General features: G+C 64.7%; 15 protein-coding genes. 11 read left to right on the top strand and 4 right to left on the bottom strand.

Annotated elements, in window-relative coordinates; all coding sequences use genetic code 11:
- Positions 1 to 1,128: 1,128 nt before the first annotated feature.
- The 7 genes from ACLJRL_RS29045 to ACLJRL_RS29015 all read left to right on the top strand — a co-directional run bounded on the left by ACLJRL_RS29045 (position 1,129) and on the right by ACLJRL_RS29015 (position 10,268).
- On the top strand, positions 1,129 to 1,443 hold the full coding sequence (locus ACLJRL_RS29045) for a response regulator transcription factor (RefSeq protein WP_410659491.1): 315 nt from the start codon (positions 1,129 to 1,131) through the stop codon (positions 1,441 to 1,443).
- A 376-nt stretch (positions 1,444 to 1,819) separates the two neighbouring features.
- The gene (locus ACLJRL_RS29040; protein WP_410659490.1) at positions 1,820 to 2,632 is read left to right on the top strand and encodes a GP88 family protein; all 813 of its coding nucleotides are present in this window, start codon (positions 1,820 to 1,822) and stop codon (positions 2,630 to 2,632) included.
- Positions 2,633 to 3,268: 636 nt separating this feature from the next.
- Entirely contained in the window at positions 3,269 to 4,219 is a 951-nt protein-coding gene (locus ACLJRL_RS29035; RefSeq protein WP_410659489.1) for a DNA-processing protein DprA, read from the top strand.
- Between the two features lie 133 nt (positions 4,220 to 4,352).
- Positions 4,353 to 5,360 (top strand): DUF932 domain-containing protein, encoded by a 1,008-nt coding sequence (locus ACLJRL_RS29030; protein WP_410659488.1) that lies wholly within the window; start codon positions 4,353 to 4,355, stop codon positions 5,358 to 5,360.
- A gap of 465 nt (positions 5,361 to 5,825) precedes the next feature.
- Complete coding sequence (locus tag ACLJRL_RS29025) at positions 5,826 to 7,715, top strand: hypothetical protein (RefSeq protein WP_410659487.1); 1,890 nt, start codon at positions 5,826 to 5,828, stop codon at positions 7,713 to 7,715.
- Between the two features lie 227 nt (positions 7,716 to 7,942).
- The gene (locus tag ACLJRL_RS29020; RefSeq protein ID WP_410659486.1) at positions 7,943 to 9,121 is read left to right on the top strand and encodes a hypothetical protein; all 1,179 of its coding nucleotides are present in this window, start codon (positions 7,943 to 7,945) and stop codon (positions 9,119 to 9,121) included.
- A gap of 208 nt (positions 9,122 to 9,329) precedes the next feature.
- Entirely contained in the window at positions 9,330 to 10,268 is a 939-nt protein-coding gene (locus ACLJRL_RS29015; RefSeq protein ID WP_410659485.1) for a bifunctional DNA primase/polymerase, read from the top strand.
- 300 nt (positions 10,269 to 10,568) lie between these two features.
- On the opposite strand, the gene ACLJRL_RS29010 is transcribed toward ACLJRL_RS29015, so the two are convergent.
- The 4 genes from ACLJRL_RS29010 to ACLJRL_RS28995 form a co-directional block, all read right to left on the bottom strand.
- Positions 10,569 to 11,894, bottom strand: coding sequence for a pentapeptide repeat-containing protein (locus tag ACLJRL_RS29010; RefSeq protein WP_410659484.1), 1,326 nt, complete (start codon positions 11,892 to 11,894; stop codon positions 10,569 to 10,571).
- Between the two features lie 707 nt (positions 11,895 to 12,601).
- Positions 12,602 to 13,183: a hypothetical protein gene (locus ACLJRL_RS29005; protein ID WP_410659483.1), complete on the bottom strand. Its 582-nt coding sequence runs from the start codon at positions 13,181 to 13,183 to the stop codon at positions 12,602 to 12,604.
- Entirely contained in the window at positions 13,180 to 13,815 is a 636-nt protein-coding gene (locus tag ACLJRL_RS29000; RefSeq protein WP_410659482.1) for a hypothetical protein, read from the bottom strand. Before ACLJRL_RS29000 ends, ACLJRL_RS29005 begins: the two co-directional genes overlap by 4 nt.
- A 2-nt stretch (positions 13,816 to 13,817) precedes the next feature.
- Positions 13,818 to 14,192, bottom strand: coding sequence for a hypothetical protein (locus ACLJRL_RS28995; protein WP_410659481.1), 375 nt, complete (start codon positions 14,190 to 14,192; stop codon positions 13,818 to 13,820).
- Between the two features lie 498 nt (positions 14,193 to 14,690).
- Between ACLJRL_RS28995 and ACLJRL_RS28990 the strand changes: the two genes are divergently transcribed.
- From ACLJRL_RS28990 to ACLJRL_RS28975, 4 genes are all read left to right on the top strand, one after another.
- Positions 14,691 to 14,873: a hypothetical protein gene (locus ACLJRL_RS28990; protein WP_410659480.1), complete on the top strand. Its 183-nt coding sequence runs from the start codon at positions 14,691 to 14,693 to the stop codon at positions 14,871 to 14,873.
- The gene (locus ACLJRL_RS28985; protein WP_410659479.1) at positions 14,873 to 15,616 is read left to right on the top strand and encodes a hypothetical protein; all 744 of its coding nucleotides are present in this window, start codon (positions 14,873 to 14,875) and stop codon (positions 15,614 to 15,616) included. The genes ACLJRL_RS28990 and ACLJRL_RS28985 overlap by 1 nt, the downstream gene beginning before the upstream one ends.
- Positions 15,617 to 15,949: 333 nt before the next feature.
- On the top strand, positions 15,950 to 16,396 hold the full coding sequence (locus ACLJRL_RS28980; protein ID WP_410659478.1) for a hypothetical protein: 447 nt from the start codon (positions 15,950 to 15,952) through the stop codon (positions 16,394 to 16,396).
- A gap of 31 nt (positions 16,397 to 16,427) precedes the next feature.
- Positions 16,428 to 16,616, top strand: a complete 189-nt coding sequence (locus ACLJRL_RS28975) for a hypothetical protein (RefSeq protein ID WP_410659477.1) — start codon at positions 16,428 to 16,430, stop codon at positions 16,614 to 16,616.
- Positions 16,617 to 16,669 lie beyond the last annotated feature (53 nt).

Genomic DNA, 16,669 nt, shown 5'->3' with positions numbered 1-16,669 from the left:
TGCTCTTCAAAGGACTTTGTATGTCCTCAGCCACGGAGGACTTAACTCGGACAGGGAACTTCGGCAGTACGTGCCTTGAGGACTCAAGACTGTCTATACCGAATGAGGGTTCGGGAGACGGTGCCCTCCCCTGCGACCGTCTCCCGAACCAGCGGCGGACCCACCGGGGGTACATGCAGGTTCGCCAGTTCGAAGGCCCGGTACGTCCTCCCGATCGGATCGTCCCGGATGACCTTCTGCTTTCAACACTGCCCAAACCTCGCACAAAAGTCAACTGAAGTGCTCGATTTTGCCGTTTTCCATCTTGCGCACTTGGCCGATCGCCACGAGTTACGAGCGCCGTGGTTGACGAACTAGCGCGTCTCGCGCGCCGGCCGAGCGCAACGCGAGGGGTTCAGCGGACCATGCGGCGATGGATGAACGATTCGGGCCTCGACCTGTTCAGCGCCGATACCCCTGCAGAGATCGCTGAGTCCCGGATGGACACGGCGGTTCGTCGTGTGCCGCGCTGGCGCGCATCCACGCACCAGCGCCAGCTACTCCCCCGCCGGCGCCGATGTGTCGCTGCCTCGCGGGAGGCCGCACACACAATCACCGTCCAGCAACCGCACGGACTTGGCCCTCGCCAGTGTCCGAACTCGACAGACACCGGGTCTCGGCACACGAAGGGATCCGTTGCCGGCGGTAGCGCCCATCTTGCCGGAGCAGGTTCCTGCTCAGGCCGGTGACCCGCCAGCGATGGCGAATGGCTCACAAGCCGCACCGACGCGCCACGGTCTGCCAATTCCACCCGAACCCGTTTACTACCAACGATCTGGCGTAGTGGTGCTTTGCTTCGTTCCGCGTTTCTGACCACGGTCGTGGACGCGGCCATTGTGCCGGACTCGTCGAGAGGGGCACACCCGCCGCTTCCGCGCGAGAGACGCTCGACGAGCCGGGCGGGTTGCCCCTCTCGACGAGCCCGATGAGGCCGCGTACGTCCACGCCCCGCCCAGAAACGCCATTCTCGCGAAAACTCCTGCGGACACCCGCCGCCCACACATTCCCCACGGCAACGTCAAGGAAATCCACGCCGCCGAAGGACGATCCACACCCGACGGTCCCATCCGCAGCCTCCGGAAGGCAGCCATGACCGAACGACGAAACCCGCTCACCGACATCGAACTTGATGTCCTCGAGGCCGTCGCCCGCGGCCTGGAAAATCAGCAGATCGCGCTCGCGCAACACCGCTCCATCGAAACGATACGAACTCACATGAAGAACATCTTCTCCAAGCTCAAAGCACGGAACCGCACACACGCTGTCGCGATCGCCTTCCACGTTGGCATGTTCCGCGGGCGCCCCGCCTCTGCCACGGATCACATCACGCACACCCGGCACCCCCTCCTGCCACCCCACGCCAGGATCACGACCACCACAAAAGACTCCGAAGCCCGCACATGAAGCCCCTGGCGCAATGCCACCCATATCACCAGATTCGTGCTCCTAGCAGCACCACACGGCACCAAGCCGACCCTGGTCGAAACGGGCACCAGGGAGACGCGCGCCCAACACACTTCCCGCAGTACCATCCGTCGTCAACTTTCGCAGCCCGCCGGGGTCTCCCGCGCTCCGGCGGCCGCGTCACGCCGCACCAAGAAGCCCGTCATGCCCTCGACCCACCGCCGCCCGGGTCAACCATCGTCCGGCCGAGATCTGCGCCGGGTGCCGGCCTCACCGTCGAATCCCGGCATCAGCCTCAGCGTCGGCGTACGGTGGCAGTTGAAAGATCTTGGTGTGGCCTCCCCATGCATCGAGTCGCATGAGGACGGAGGCCACGATGACACTTCTGCGGCAGAACCGCGAGCTGAAGAAGCTCGGAGTCTGGAACTGGTCGCTACCCGCCTTTGCCGGGAAACTACCCGACGGACGCAGCTACAACACCTGCCCGTCCGCGGGCGTGTGCGCGCAGGCATGCTACGCCCGCAACGGAACCTACCTGTTCCCGAACGTGAAAGCACGCCACCAGCAGAATCTCATGCTCGTCCTGGACGATCTTCCCGGATGGACAAAGGCGATGCTGGACGAACTGTCACACAAGAAGTTCACCGACGCGTGGGTCAGGATCCACGACAGCGGCGACTTCTTCACCAACACTTACCTCGCAGCCTGGCTTGAGGTGATACGGGCGCGGCCACGGACTCGCTTCTACGCCTACACCAAGGAAGTGGCGATGTTCCGCACGCTGGTCGAGCCCAGCCCGCCACGGAACTTCTGGTGGGTCTACTCCTACGGCGGCACTCAAGACCACACGCTGGATCCCGCTGCGGACCGCGTCGCCGACGTCTTCGCCGACGAGTCCTCCATCGAGGATGCAGGGTGGCACTCGCAGGCCGAGTCGGATCTGCTCGCCGTGCTCGGCCCCGCGCCGGTCGGTATCCCGGCGAACAATATCGCTCATTTCAAAGCCAGACAGGCCGGTCGCCGGTGGAGTGACTGGCAAGCCGGTGCCGAAGCCGCCCGAGCAGGTCGCCGCGAACGCGCCGAAGACGCCGCAACACGGACCAGTAGGCGCGTCCCGACGACTCGACAACGTCTGCAGATCCACGCCAGGCCGGCCTCGGGTTTCTGGGACTGGACTCGCGCCGTGTGACGACCACAGCCGAGATCGTCGAACGCGACCTCAGCGCCGAGCAGTATCGGGACCTGTTCCACGACAGCGTTGTACGAGCGGGACTTCCCGCACACGACCCCGGAATCCGCGACGCCGCGCACCGAGCAGCGGACCAGATGCGGCGCGTCGCTGTCGCTTGGCCGGTGGGGACAGTTGTCGAATCCTCTGGCGACACCGTCATGGTTCGTGCCTGGCCATCACCACGAACGTGATCGACGTGTCCGACCACAACGCGGCAGCACCCGCACCATCTCCCAACGCCTGCCTGCCACCGGAAGCGGCACAGTCTCACCCGTGCGCCGTGTTCCTCGGGAACAGAGTGATCCCGTCACAAACCACGTATCTGTTCGCTGGCGGCAGCGGCTACAAAACCGAAGGGGTGGTTGCGGAGACCCGAATCCGGCAGCACTGACTTTCTCCGGGCAAGCCGGGCCGCGGCACGCGGTGTCGAGGCGCGCAGCGTAGCTCACCCCCCATGGCCCCCCGCGGCGTACCGACCTCACTTTGACCGGTGGGGCCATGGGGGTGAGCTGTCCCGCCGGTCGCCCGCCACCGCGGCGAGCCGCAACCCACAAACAGGGTCGTGCCCCCTTTTTCTTGGTTGGGACGTTCCGCATGACGACCGATGAGGCTCAGCGCGCCTTCGCCTACCTGCTCGCATCCGCCGAACCACCTGCGCCCTTGACGGTCGCGTTCGTCGCCGACGTGGGTGCTGTGGAAGCCGTGCGCAGGATCGCCGCCGCCGAGGCACCTGCCCCGGTACTTCAGGAGCATCGCCCTGGCGATCACTGGTCAACGGTTGATCGCGTACTCGCCACCGCCAGGCTCATCCACGCCCGGCTCGTGACACCCCTGGATGACGACTGGCCCACCGCCCGCCTCACGACCCCGCCAAGGCACTCGGGCACCGCGCCCCGTGTCGCTCCTCCGCTGGCGCTCTGGGTCCGTGGACACCGGCGGCTCGCAGCACTGACGGATCCGGCCGTGTCTATCGTCGGTGCCCGCGCCGCGACCGCCTACGGCGAACACACCGCCACCGAACTCGCCCGCGACCTCTCCACCCGCGGCGTCACCGTGTGGAGCAGCGCGGCCCTCGGGATCGACGGCGCGGCGCTCCGAGGCGCACTGGCAACCTCGACGCCGACAGTCGCCGTACTCGCCGGTGGAATCGACATCGGCTATCCGGCCGCGCATGCCACCTTGCTGGAGACCATCACCGAGTCCGGACTGGTCGTCAGCGAGTACAACCCGGGCACACCACCATCCCGGCACCGGTTCCTGCAACGGAGCCGGGTGCTCGCGGCCTTCACCGCGGCTGTCATCGTCGTCGAAGCCGGCCGATACAGCGGAGCGCTCAACACCGCCGCCGACGCTGCATCGCTCGGCCGCCCGGTCCTCGCCATCCCCGGACCTGTCACATCCTCCCTGTCGACGGGCCCGCACACGCTGATCCGCACAGGCAGGGCCCGGCTCGTCACCTGCGCCGACGACGTGACCGCAGCTGTCCCCGAACTGGCCCCCGCCGGCAGCCACGATTCACCCGACCGTCCCCAGCACGAGCACTGAGACGCCGTGACCGCCCACGGCCGGCGCCGCGGGTTGCACGGTGCGCGCATCCGTCACGAACCAGGTGCCGAACCCGCCGCCGGGTTCGGCACCACATCCGCAAATCCCAACACACCCGCGAGGAAGGCTTGCCATGTCCAAAGAAACCAGTGAGTGGCTCAACACCAACGTCCTGATCGGATTCACCGACAAACGAGGGCGCGCGTGGCACTACCGTGCCTCCGACCAGGGAACCGAACCCAACCACTACCCCGCCGAGATCCCCCTCGACGATGTGCGGCGCCGCCTGTTCGCGTGGACCGCCGAACCGGAACACGTACTTGTCGAGGGAACACGATTCGGCATCCGCCGCGCCCCGGGCAGGATGGCCGTCACCGCCTCCGACACAGGCGCCGTTCTCGGCATCCACACCGACGACTACAACATCCACCAATACCAGGACTGGCTCCTGAGCAAAGTCGCCACACTCCTCGACGACAGCCTCGTGATCGGGACAGCCGGACTCCTGCGCGAACGCCGGCAGGCCTGGGTCAGCGTGGAAATGCCGGAGAACATCACCACACCCGAAGGCGTGGAATTCCGCCCCCACCTGCTCGCGTGCACCAGCCACGACGGCAGCCTGAAAACCACCTACAAACGCGTCGTGACCAATGTCGTCTGCGACAACACGATGGCCGCCGGACTGCGCGAACACGGACAGCGGGTCGCGGTCAAACACACCGCGAACAGCGACCTGCGGATCCTTCAAGCCCGCGACGCCCTGGCGATGGTGCACACAGTCGCCGACGACTTCGCCGCAGAAGTCAAGACACTGTGCGAAACCACCGTCACCGACCGGGCATGGCGGGCGTTTCTGAACGCTCACAGCCCTATACCGAACGAGCCCGGGCGCTCCCGCACCTCGGCATTGAAACAACAGTCCACGTTGACACGCCTGTGGACCAGCGATGGCCGCGTGAGCCCCTGGCGCGGCACCGCGTGGGGCGTGATCCAAGCAGTCAACACCTTCGCCCACCACGAAGCGATCGTACGGTCCGCGTCTCGTGCTCAGCGCAACATGGAACGCACCGTCGAAGGCAAGGTCGACAAACTCGACCGCGCAACAGCCTCGACGCTCTCGAAGGTGCTGGCCTCGACCTGAGCCACCACCCTCACACCGGATCGTCATCACCACCGCACCGACCCTGCCGGCGTTCCCTCGCGGGGCCAGAATTCCGGGTTAGAAACCCTACTATGTAACAGTTTCATCATTCATCATCGGGCGGAAACGCCCGCGCCGTTGACCAAGACTCTTTGTTCACTTGAGATGGTGGTCTTGGTGTGCATGACGATGCCGGAGGAAGCCCGGGTGTTCCGGTCGGGACGACGCACTCTAGCGGTGCCTGGCGTCGCCGGAAGCCCGCGATTTCGCGTGGCCCCGTCAGTTGATCCTTCAGGGCGGGCTTGCCGGCGGCGCGGGCGGCCCCGCTGGTTCGAGTGCGTCCCGACCGGGACACCCGCGCTCTCCTTCCGCCGCGCCGAGCAATGAGCGCAGCAAAGGCACGGGCGCGGGTTTCAGGTGGGGCTCCGCGCGCGGAGCCCCTGTTCCTTGTGAAGGAGCGTCTCTGTGACCAGCACAGTCGATCTTCCCGCCCAGCGGGACGACGAAACCACAGTCAACGAGCCAGCAGAATCGCCTGACACCGTGACCGTATCGGAGAAGTCCAGCGACACCTCCGAGACCGGTGACCGTCCGGATGCCGACCCCGACGCCGACCGGCAGCGGCAAGCAGCGTGGGAGAACGAGTACGACCGAGTTCTCCATCTCGACCCGCACGAGGTCGAGATCGACGACAACGTGCGCCAGGAGAACGCCACCACGGATCCGGACACGGTTCGTGACATGCGCAACCGCGGCGTCAATCAGGCCGTACGGGGCTACCGCGCCGACGACGGCACGGTAATGATCACCATGGGGCAACGTCGTGTCCTCAACGCCCGCGAGGCCGGCTGCCAGGTGCCGGTATGGATGCAGGCTCCTCCCCCTCCCGATGAGCGGAAGGCCACGATCGAGCGCATCGTCGCGCAGGTCAACGAGAACGACCTCCGGGTCGCCCTCACCCGTGGCGACGAGTACAAGGCCGTCAACCAGTTGCGGGCGTTCAACCTCACCCCGGTGGGCATCGCACGCAAACTCAGCCGCCATCCCGCACGGATCGACAACGTGCTCAAGGTCGGCGACAGCGAACTCGCGGCCGCGGCCGCCGACCGCTACGACCTCGACCTGGAGAAGATGGCCGTCGTCGCGGAATTCGAAAGCTACGGCGACATGGACACCGCCAAGGAACTCATCCAGGTCGCGATCGAGTCCCCGAACAACTTCACCGTGCTGGCCGAACGCAAGCGACGGGACCGCGCCGAGGACCAACGAGTCCGGGAACTCACCGAGGCGCTCACCCAGGAGCTGACCGACGCCGGAATCACCATCCTCGACAACTCGGTGCCGCAGTGGTCCGGCGACGCCCGCACACTCGACCGGCTGCGACCGTCCCCCGACTCCAAGCCGTACACCGGACTCACCCTCGACGCGCACACCGCATGCCCCGGGCACGGGGCGTGGATCGAGCAGGACTACGACGACGAGGAGAACCGGATCGTCGTCGCGCAGTACGGGTGCGCCGACTTCCGCACGCACGGTCACGCACTCGACCACGCCCCAGAAGGACAGACGGACTTCAGCACGGCCGCAGCTCTCGGCACCACCGACGACGTTCCCGGTGATGACCACGGCGAGGGCGAGCAGGACAGCATCGCCGCGGCGGCCGACGCCAAGGACCGCGCGCGACGCGCGGCACGGATCCAACGCAGCTGGGTCGTCGACAACAACAAGCTCTGGGACGCCGCGATCCCCACCAGGCGCGCATGGCTGGCCGGCTTCGCCAAACGGAAGACCGCACCGCAAGGCTCCCAAGTCTTCCTGGCCGTTCTCAAAGCCACGGGCAGTCATGAGCTGCGCCGGGCGATGGAACGTAACCACAAGCTCGCCCACGAGCTGCTCGGCCTGCCCCAGCCCCGCGACGGTGCGCCCAGTCAGCTGCCCGACAAGATCGCCACGGCCAGCCCGTCCAAGGCGACGCTCTACGACGTGTTTCTCACCCTGTGCGCCCTGGAACAGGACCTGACACGCGACGCGTGGCGCAAGCCGTGGGGGTTCGAGCAGCAGTACATGTCCGCGATCACCGGTTGGGGCTACGCGGCCTCCGACGTCGAGCTCAACGTTCTCGACCCGGAGCGCGAAGAGGACGTGATCTCCGCCCGGCTCGACAACCACGAACCCGACAAGACCGACGACGCCAGCGCAGAAGCCGACGGCGAGGCGCGCGATGACGGGTCCGATGAGGACAACTCGGACGATGACACCGACGACGATGACGATTCAGCGGAGCTCGGTCCTTCCGACACTCCTGCCGGCTCCTCCGGTGACGTCGACGCCGAGCTGACCGGCGCCACGGTCTAACTCCAGTCGGCCGTGGACGGTGGGCGGGTGCGGACCGCACCCGCCCACCGTCGCGCACCTCTACCTCCACTGGCCGGACGCACCAGATGGCAACGATTCCTCGCGATGCGCCCACGCGACTCTCACCGAACACGTTCGGGACTTCCGCACCACACCAACCAGTTCGTCACCCCCAGTGCCGGATCCGCCGCACACAGGCGAATCCGATCCCCTGTGAAAGGAGTACCGTGTCCACTCACGAACACCAACGCATCGAGATCGCGCTCCAACCCAAGCCACTGCCACTCGCCCGCTACATCCTCTCCCCCACCGGACACCTCGCCCAGTGCGAGACCCTGCCACCGTTGAACCGACACTCCCTCGTCACGCTGGCCGACCCCGCCGCTCTCCGGCAGCCCGTCAACTACGACAGCGACACCGCACGCGACGCCGCAGCACACCTGCTCGGCTACGCCCACGAGTTCTCCACATGGAAGCCGCTGCCCGCGAGCATCTCGATTCCCTTGCTGGAAGCCGACACCCGGACCGTGTCCACCTCGACATGGAACCTGATGCCCGGACTGGTCTTGACCTACCGCACACCCTTCGAGGCTGTCCTCGAATCCGACATCGACGAATGGACACTCACCCCGGCGTTGGCCACTCGCTGGGCGCGTGCCCTGCTGACCCTCGCGGCTGAACTGGATCACGCAAACGCTGTCGCCGCCCACGCAGTCCTTGCCAACCGTGGCGGTACACGCTCCACCGACAACATCCGCGGCTGGCTCCACAGGATGACCGAGGACGACGTCACCAATGAGGACTGGTTCTTCCACGCGCTGCGCGACGTTCTCGGCACCGAAGACAACATCGTCCGCGACGGGACACTGACCGCCGCACTCAACCTCGCCAACCCCGACGAGCCGACGTCCTTGACCGACCTGCTTCTACTACCGGCAGGAACTATCACCCATCTCGACGCGGCGACAGTCATCAAGCGGCTCGCGATCCACTACGGGTTACCGCTTTATCTGTGGACCGCCGAGAACTGGTACCTCGCCACCCACATCGGCGAACCTCCGCTGACCGAACAGGAATGGCTCCGCTTCAGCCGGACAGCGGAACTCGACAATTTCGGACTGATGATCGAGCAGCTGCAACGCGACGGGACAGGCCTCGACTTCCAGCTCGCGCTCGTGCAGGCCGGGCTTCTGTGCCGACAGTGCGACTGCCGCATCACCGGCGACATCGCCGACACGTTCGGCCACTGCACGGACTGTCTTCCGCCAGACCGAGACACCGCCCTCGCCGTCGCCCTAGAAAGGGGATGCCCCGTTGAGCCGTTCGACGAGGGCATCTCCTCCCACGACGGCGACCCTGGCGACCCCTGCAGTGTGTGCGGCCTGCCACTTCCCCAGGCGGACTAGCCACAACCACGACCGCCGATCCAACCAAACGTCGACAGGCGGTTGGCGCGCCACGCCCGCCAACCGCTCCTGCGACCCGCAGGGACTCGATCGGCGGCACCATGCCGCGCCGTGGATACCTCACCGACCCCGGCCGCCGACACCCGGCTCCGCACATCGCCAGGCACACAACCCGAGCCTCCGGTGTCTCTCAGGAAGGAATGATTCCTTGAGTCACAATGAATTCCGTGCCGCCGCACTCGACGCCGCCGCACGCGGATGGCACGTCTTCCCGCTCCGTCCGAACTCCAAAATCCCTGCCATCACACGATGGGAGGCACGCGCGACACGTGACGAGGACAAGATCTGCAAGTGGTGGCCAGATAAGTCCAGAAGCAATATCGGCGTCGCCTGCGGACCATCCGGGCTGCTGGTGCTCGACCTCGACGCCGCCCACGGCCCGGTCCCGCCTCGCTGGGCGGCACTGGGAGTAGAGCACGGTAGAGACGTCGTCGCGCTGCTCGCCGCGCGGGCACGGCAACCCGATCCGGTGGATACCTTCACCGTGGCGACCCCCGGTCTCGGTGAACACCGCCACTTCCTCCGCCCGCCCGGTGCGGAGCTGCGCGGCACCGCAGGCGACCGAGGTCGCGGGCTGGGATGGCGAGTCGACACGCGTGGCGCGGGTTCGGTGATCACCGCTCCCGGCTCGGTCGGTGGCGTCGACGGCACGCTGGTGCCCTACACCGTGGTCCGGGATGTCCCGATCGCTGTCCTGCCCGACTGGCTGGTCACCGCGCTCACCCCGCCGCCGCCACCTCCGCGGCCGACCACAGCTCAGGACCTACCGGCGACCAGCAGACGGGTCGCTGCCTACGTCAACGCCGCCCTCGCCGCCGAATGCCGCAACGTCGCCGCCGCCGAGGAAGGACACCGTCACCTCACCCTCTACGCGGCCGCAGCCGCACTAGGCGAACTACTCGCCAACGACTGGATCACTCACTCCGCGATCACTCACCACCTCATCGAAGCCGCACGCCACCATCTCGGCGTCGCCGGGTTCGACTGGCGAGAACTCACCACCACCATTCGCGACGGCATCGAAGCCGGGCGCCACAACCCCCGTGTCATCACCGAACGACACAAAGGAACCTGCGATGACCGCTGACACCAACCCGCCCTCCGAGCCGGAAGCCACGACTTGGCTGTGACAACAAACCCTGAGCGTCGAACCGGAGCCGCCAGCGAAGTCGCACGCGAGTCGAAACGGGTGCATTCCACGCTGACTCCGACGATTTAGTATCACTCGCTCAGTAGCTACTTGTGCATGACGGCGGGGTTTGCCGGTTGGACAGCGAGCCCATCTTTGAAAAGGCTCACCCGAGACTGGGCACAAGTTATGGAGGACTGGAACTTCGCGAGCTGTGCACTTATCTGCGAGGCAACGGCCCGATACGGGCAGCTCCCCCTAGAGAGGATTGGCGACAAACGACGCCAACTCCCTGGGGATCCCGATGGCAAATTCCGCCTCTTTGACCTTCACCTGATCCGGCAGTGTCACATCTCTAAACAAGACGGAGCCCTTGAACCGACATTTACTAAACCATGCGTAAGCCTCAATGTTCACATTATTTAGAAGTAGCGACTTACTAAAGGATGCCCCATCGAAGTATGCACCGCGAAAAGTTACATCGTTAAATAAGACGTCCTCAGCGAACCTGGCATTCAAGAATGACGCGTCATCGCTGAAGTCTATCTTACTAAAGTGAACATCACCCGCAAAAGATGACTCCAAAAAGTTGACTCCACCGTCGAAACACGTATTACGGAAGCTCACCCTGTCAGCAAACCTCCCACCGCGAAACCAGATACGTCGCCCAAAATGCACTCCGTCGAATGTTACAGATTCGACAAACGTTGCGCCGTCAAATTGGACATTGCCAATGAACGTCGACTTGGAGAATTTTGTCTTACCTTTGAAAATCGTCGCTTCGAAGGTGACTGCATCTATGTGGCATTCACTTAGATCGAGATCAATTAGAGTCGCCCCCGAGAAGTCTAACTCGATCCCAGACCAGAAGGTTCCGAGAGGCTCCCGAGGGTCGCTTCCAGGCTTGAGATGTGCACTTATAATGCGCTGTGCCGTCAACCGGACCTCAAGTTCCTGACGCGCGCTGTCGGCGCCCGCATTTCTGTCAGGCGACACGGAGTTCAACCGGTGCGTCGACAACACAGATCTGCTTAGTGGGACTACATGACTGCGCAATGGGCGCGACACCCCAAGTGCAGATTTTGGCTCCGCGTATGGCATACGCAGGTAGGCGCATATCATATTGACGACGGTACGTCGAAGCTGGAAATCCGGATTATTTTGCGCGAGCCGCTCTAAAGCGTAAAGGCCACCCAGTCTCACCGACGCCTTTTCTGATCCAAGTTGATCGATAGCCTTGCTGTATAGATCAGTTATTCGTCGCGCAATCGCATCTCGCTCGCTTGCGTCTAGGACACGTTGTTGGTGATCCCGGTCGTCTGCGGCTACCTGCTCGTCATGTTGCGCTGTTCGTTCCGCGACGGCCTCGCTGTGCGCAGCGGCTCGTTCAGCTAGTAGGTAGGCTTCATATTTCTGCACCAGATCCAGCTCTGTTGACCGTTGTTTGCGAACGGCGAGCCATAGCACTACAATGCCGCCGAGGCCGACACCGAGAGTGCCACCTGTGCGAATGGCGTCAAGGCCGCCTGGGTCGACTTTGAACCCAAGCAAAAGCCACACCGAAGCAACTGCAACAACCACCATTGCCGGTATTCCAGCTGCAATTACCCATCGCGGAATTGGGTGTATTTTTGGCGGCGATGTCCGTAGTGCGTCAGCACCGGTCAGAGTAGATGGGATAGTGACGGGTGTCCGGGGCGGTGGAACATCAGATGATTCGCGCATACTTGAACAGTCGTCTCAGCGAGGTTCGTCGCAACACGGCGTGAAGTATCCGAACCCTGCAGCCACGACCCGCTACTGCTGATCTTTCGACGAAGGTTGTGGCAGCTGTTGCGACCGATCCGCCGTTTGGGACGGATGGGACAGTCTCGGCGAAGGCATCCCATCCGTCCGCACCTCGACGCCCTAGCCTGACCGACAGAGAGCGGTAGCAAAGATCCCCTGCGCCTTTTCCCAGGCCAGAGGACATCCCGGCGCCGCAGCAGCCAGCCGCTGCCCCCCGCGAACACCATCAAGTAGCCCGCCCCGACCAGGGTCGCCGGCGACGCTCCGACCAGTGCGGTGGCACCCGGAGTCGCGCCCGAAGCGCCGAGCGGCAGGCCCGTCGGCCTGGGCATCCCAATCATCGGCGGCGCCTGCGGATCATCCGGGCTGCTGGTGATGCCCTGCGCGAAATCTCCGTTGTAGGCCCAGCAACTGCAGTAAAGGTCGTCGATAACGCCACGGGGTCGGCATACCGCCAAGTGGTGGCGCGCCGCGGCGGGGGCGCTGCCAGACACGCCGCAGCGCTAGCCTCCCCTCACCAAGACCGGCAGCTCGTCACCCCTTCGCGACCACCGATTCCCTCGCATGTCGGTGTACGCGTATTCGAACACCACACCCCGCTGAATCATCGTTGGCAATTCGTCCTCCAGACTTCGCATGTGTGGTTTGATTTCGAAGACCGTGTTGTACTGCGGCTTCATGGGCATCAGGATTCGAATAGGTACCATTTGAGCAGGGCGCGCGTGGTCTTCTCCCTGCTCGTACCAGTTCAGTACAAGTACATCGACTACCGGTTCGGGGCCACGGTTGCTTATCACGAGAACCTGCCCCCCTTCAGTGCGACTCGTAATGAACGTGGCACGCACGAAGTCCTCATGGGCATCCGCCTGCTCTCTATGAACCGTCTCCCGCCTGGCGATGTCGAGCGCCACAAGAGCGGCGGCGAGCGCTCCGAGGCCACCAACCCATTGACCAAGTCCCGCCCAATCGCCAGGTTCAAGCCACACACGAAACCCGAATATGGCGATGGCACCGACCACACCGCCGACCAGAAGAAGCCACACACGCGAGCTGATCTTCTTGAACACGAATCTAGCCAACTTCACGCTCGCTCCTTCGTGGGTGGCCGGTTGCCGATCCTCCGCCACCGCGTTCCACCAAGATCCCTGAAGACAACCTCAGGCAGATGCTTCTCCGACGTCGCCATCGCGAGCATCTCAGCCGTCAGCGTGCCCTCGGTGGGCACCACCCAGGGACGCCAGTCGTCGTCAATCGGCAGGAAAACGTCCCGCTTGCGTTCGTTCTTCAAGGCGCACTCGAGAACAAAATTTTGCGTCTGGCCACTAATGTGGATCGCCACGATGTCGACGTCTTCGATCGGTTCCGGAGACTGGTTCCGTACGCAGACTCGGATCCCCTCGCCGACCGACGTCGCGTCGACGCGCGCGCTCACGTAGTAGGCCTGGATCCGTCGTCGTTCCGTCTCCTGGGCGGCCTGGCGCCAGGCATCCTTCCGTGCGATCCGGAGTGCGGCCCACGCGGCGATGAATGCACCAGCGCCGCCGACCCATTGGCCAAGGCCAGCCCACAGGTTCGGATCCTTACCAAAGGGCCAGTACCACGAAACGATCATGACGATCAAGCAGCCAAGGCCGCCGAGCGCCGGCCCCCATGGCGTGTAGACAATCGCTGAGAGCGCACGCCACACAGCCCTGGCGATACTGGTGATCTTGTCCACCGTTACAGGTTCCGGCGTTCGTGGAGGTGTAGCTCGATCTGCGCGTAGAGCGCTGCCGGGTCCGCAGTCTCACGCTGCTTCCACAACGGACATTCGTCCTCGAGGTCCTCGTTGTCGATCACGCCCTTGATCTCGCCGTTCAACCTGACGAGCCAACCGTCGACGTCAACCAGTTCGGTGAGATCCAGTTGCACTTCAGGCGAGATCAGTACAAGGTCTCCTCGAAAGTCGCTGTGTCCGATCCAGCTCGCGAGCGCACGAAGCTCCCCGGCCATGTCCTCAGCACCCCAGGCCCTCGGCAGCTGCGCGATCTCGTCGCGGAGGCGGGCGGCGAACTGGGCGTTGGTCTCGCCGGGACGGCGTGTCGCGTTCGCCATCAGCATCTCCCCTGCTCGTCGTCTCCAGGTCAAGAGAAGTCGCGCAGGACGATCACGCTGTTACGCGCGCCAGGAACGCAACCAGATCATCGGCGGTCAGCCTCTCCCGCCAGGTGGATGGGACGAGCTTCCGTGGTGCCGGCGCTCACACCGACCTGCTTGTTACCCACACAACACGCGCACATGCCGTTTACCGGTCATGCGGGATGGCAGCCAATCGCCAATCGCCGGTGCCATAGCCTGCTCCACTTCTGCACTGCTGTCGACGCCCCCACTGGCAACGTAGTGATCACGCAACGAGGACAAGCAACAGGCGGGGCGCCAAGCCCGAAGCGGAAGCGAATGACCCGGAGGCGCGTCGAGTGGCAACCAGACTTGATCGCGAGGAACGCCCCGGCGCGGTCGAACCTTAGCGATGTTGATCACGACAGGCGATCAACATGTGCGTTCACAATCCACGAACACAATCAGTCCAGGAATCCGACCACTCTCGTCCGCATGGTCGACACCTGTCTCGACCGGAAAATCCGCCGGCTCATGAACGACACCAGCTGGGAAGCCCGAGTCCAGCTCACCAAACTCGACGGCCCATTGGTCCGGAACCGAACGGCGGGGTTCCCGGCAGATGCAGATTCCGGCACCCATCCCCATGCCGTCGATGTTGCAGAGGAGAAACGCTGATGTCGCATGCACTACCCGGCGAGTACTACGTCGAACTGGACATCCCCGGTGTGCCGCCCGATCGTCGTACCAGCTTCCCCGCCCGGCTCGAGGTCGGGCCGATGACACTGTCCAACATCGGAGCCAGCCCTCGCCTGCGCCCCGCGGTCATCCTCGACCTCCAGCGCTGGCTGTCCGACAACCCTGCCATCCGCATCCGCCTCGCCACCGCCTGGACAGATCCGTCAGGACTTCCCAACGGACCGGTGACCGCGTACCTGTCCAGCGACGACAGTGAATGGCATGGCCGCATCTGGCCCGACACCGACGGCCTGTATCCCCTCTACGGCAACGATCCTTGGTTCTGGCACGTGTCCGCACCCCCCACGAGTCCAGCGATCATCAAGTCCACGAGGAGGAAACTGGTCAAGCCTCGTTACCTGCGCCTAGAGCCCGGCGAAAAGTACGTCACCCTGGGACATACCCGTGCAGCGTTTCCCGCCGTTCTGGACACCCCGAGCGAGCACGGCGATGAACGTCCTCGCTTCCGGCCGAGGGTCGCGAGGAGCTTCAGCGCCTGGCTCAATCACGCCCATTGGTTCGTCGACGACGCCTACAGCCGCGTGTACTGGGAAGACGACACGATGATCTTCGTCGATAGCAACATCGCCGCCGCCGAAGGCTACCGCCCCGACCGCGTCACCCCTGACGATGATCATCGCTACGCCATTGGCCGTCCCGGATGGTCATGGACCACTACCTGACCGTTCCCTGAAGCCGTCTATCGGATCTGTCGATCCGATAGACGGCTTTCGGTCACGGAATCCGGTGTCTATCGCGTGTCTCCCGGCATGCCGGGCTGTGTGAACCGCCCAAAGACGAGCACACCCCGGCGGGGGTAACTGTCCCCGAAGCTCCGGCCCGATCCGCCCAGGCGAACCGGCCGCCGCCACCCGCGGCACGCGCCGGCGCCGTACAGGCCGGTCCACACCGGCCGGATGAGCCGGTCCGGGGACATCGCCTCACGGCGACCCCCGCCGGCATGTGCTGACGCCGCACAGCGTCCCACCCACCCCGACAACGCCCAGGAGACCACCGTGACTGACGAGAACAACACCACGGCCCCGGCCGCCGCGGTTGAGCCCTCTGCCGCGGAACTGCGGGAACAGCTGAAGACCGTCCGCGACGAACACACGACCTACCGCACACAGGTGCGAGACCGCGCCATCGAAGGCTACCGCGACAACATGTGGACTCTCCCCATCCTCAACACCGTGTTGACGAAGCTCGAACTGGAGCCGTTCGAACCGAAGCGCGTGACCCGCTCCACCGTCGCCATCAACGTTCAGCTCGACGCCGACACCGAGAACACCTACGTCGGGGAGACCGCCATGCGGCAGCTGGGCGGGCCGGAAGCGAGGGACGCGCTCAAAGAGGCCATCGTCACCGTCGTTCAGCAGCACGTGACCGGCAGTCCCACGGTCAGTGTTTCCAGCGACTCGCTGTCGGTGTTCGTTCACACCGGCCACGTGGTGGAACTCTGAGATGGCCACCTCCGCCACAGAATTCCGCGCCATGGCCGCCAGTTGCCGCACCAAGGCCCGCGCCGCCGGGCCGGTACGGGCTCAGGAACTTCGGGACTGTGCCCGCACCTTCACCCAGCAAGCGCTGCGGCTGGAGCTATTCGTCCACAGCAAGCAGATCGGCCAGGCCCACGTAACCCGGGCCAGCTTCCGCGACCACCTCCGCGCCCAGCGCACCTGACCCACCGCTCCCCGATGCCCGGCACCTGCACCACGCACGTGCCGGGCATCACG

It is taken from the genome of Amycolatopsis sp. lyj-112, assembly GCF_046549055.1.
Taxonomy (GTDB): Bacteria; Actinomycetota; Actinomycetes; order Mycobacteriales; family Pseudonocardiaceae; genus Amycolatopsis.
Note: the sequence above shows the minus strand (reverse complement) of the source record. Positions and strands in the feature narration are given on the sequence as shown.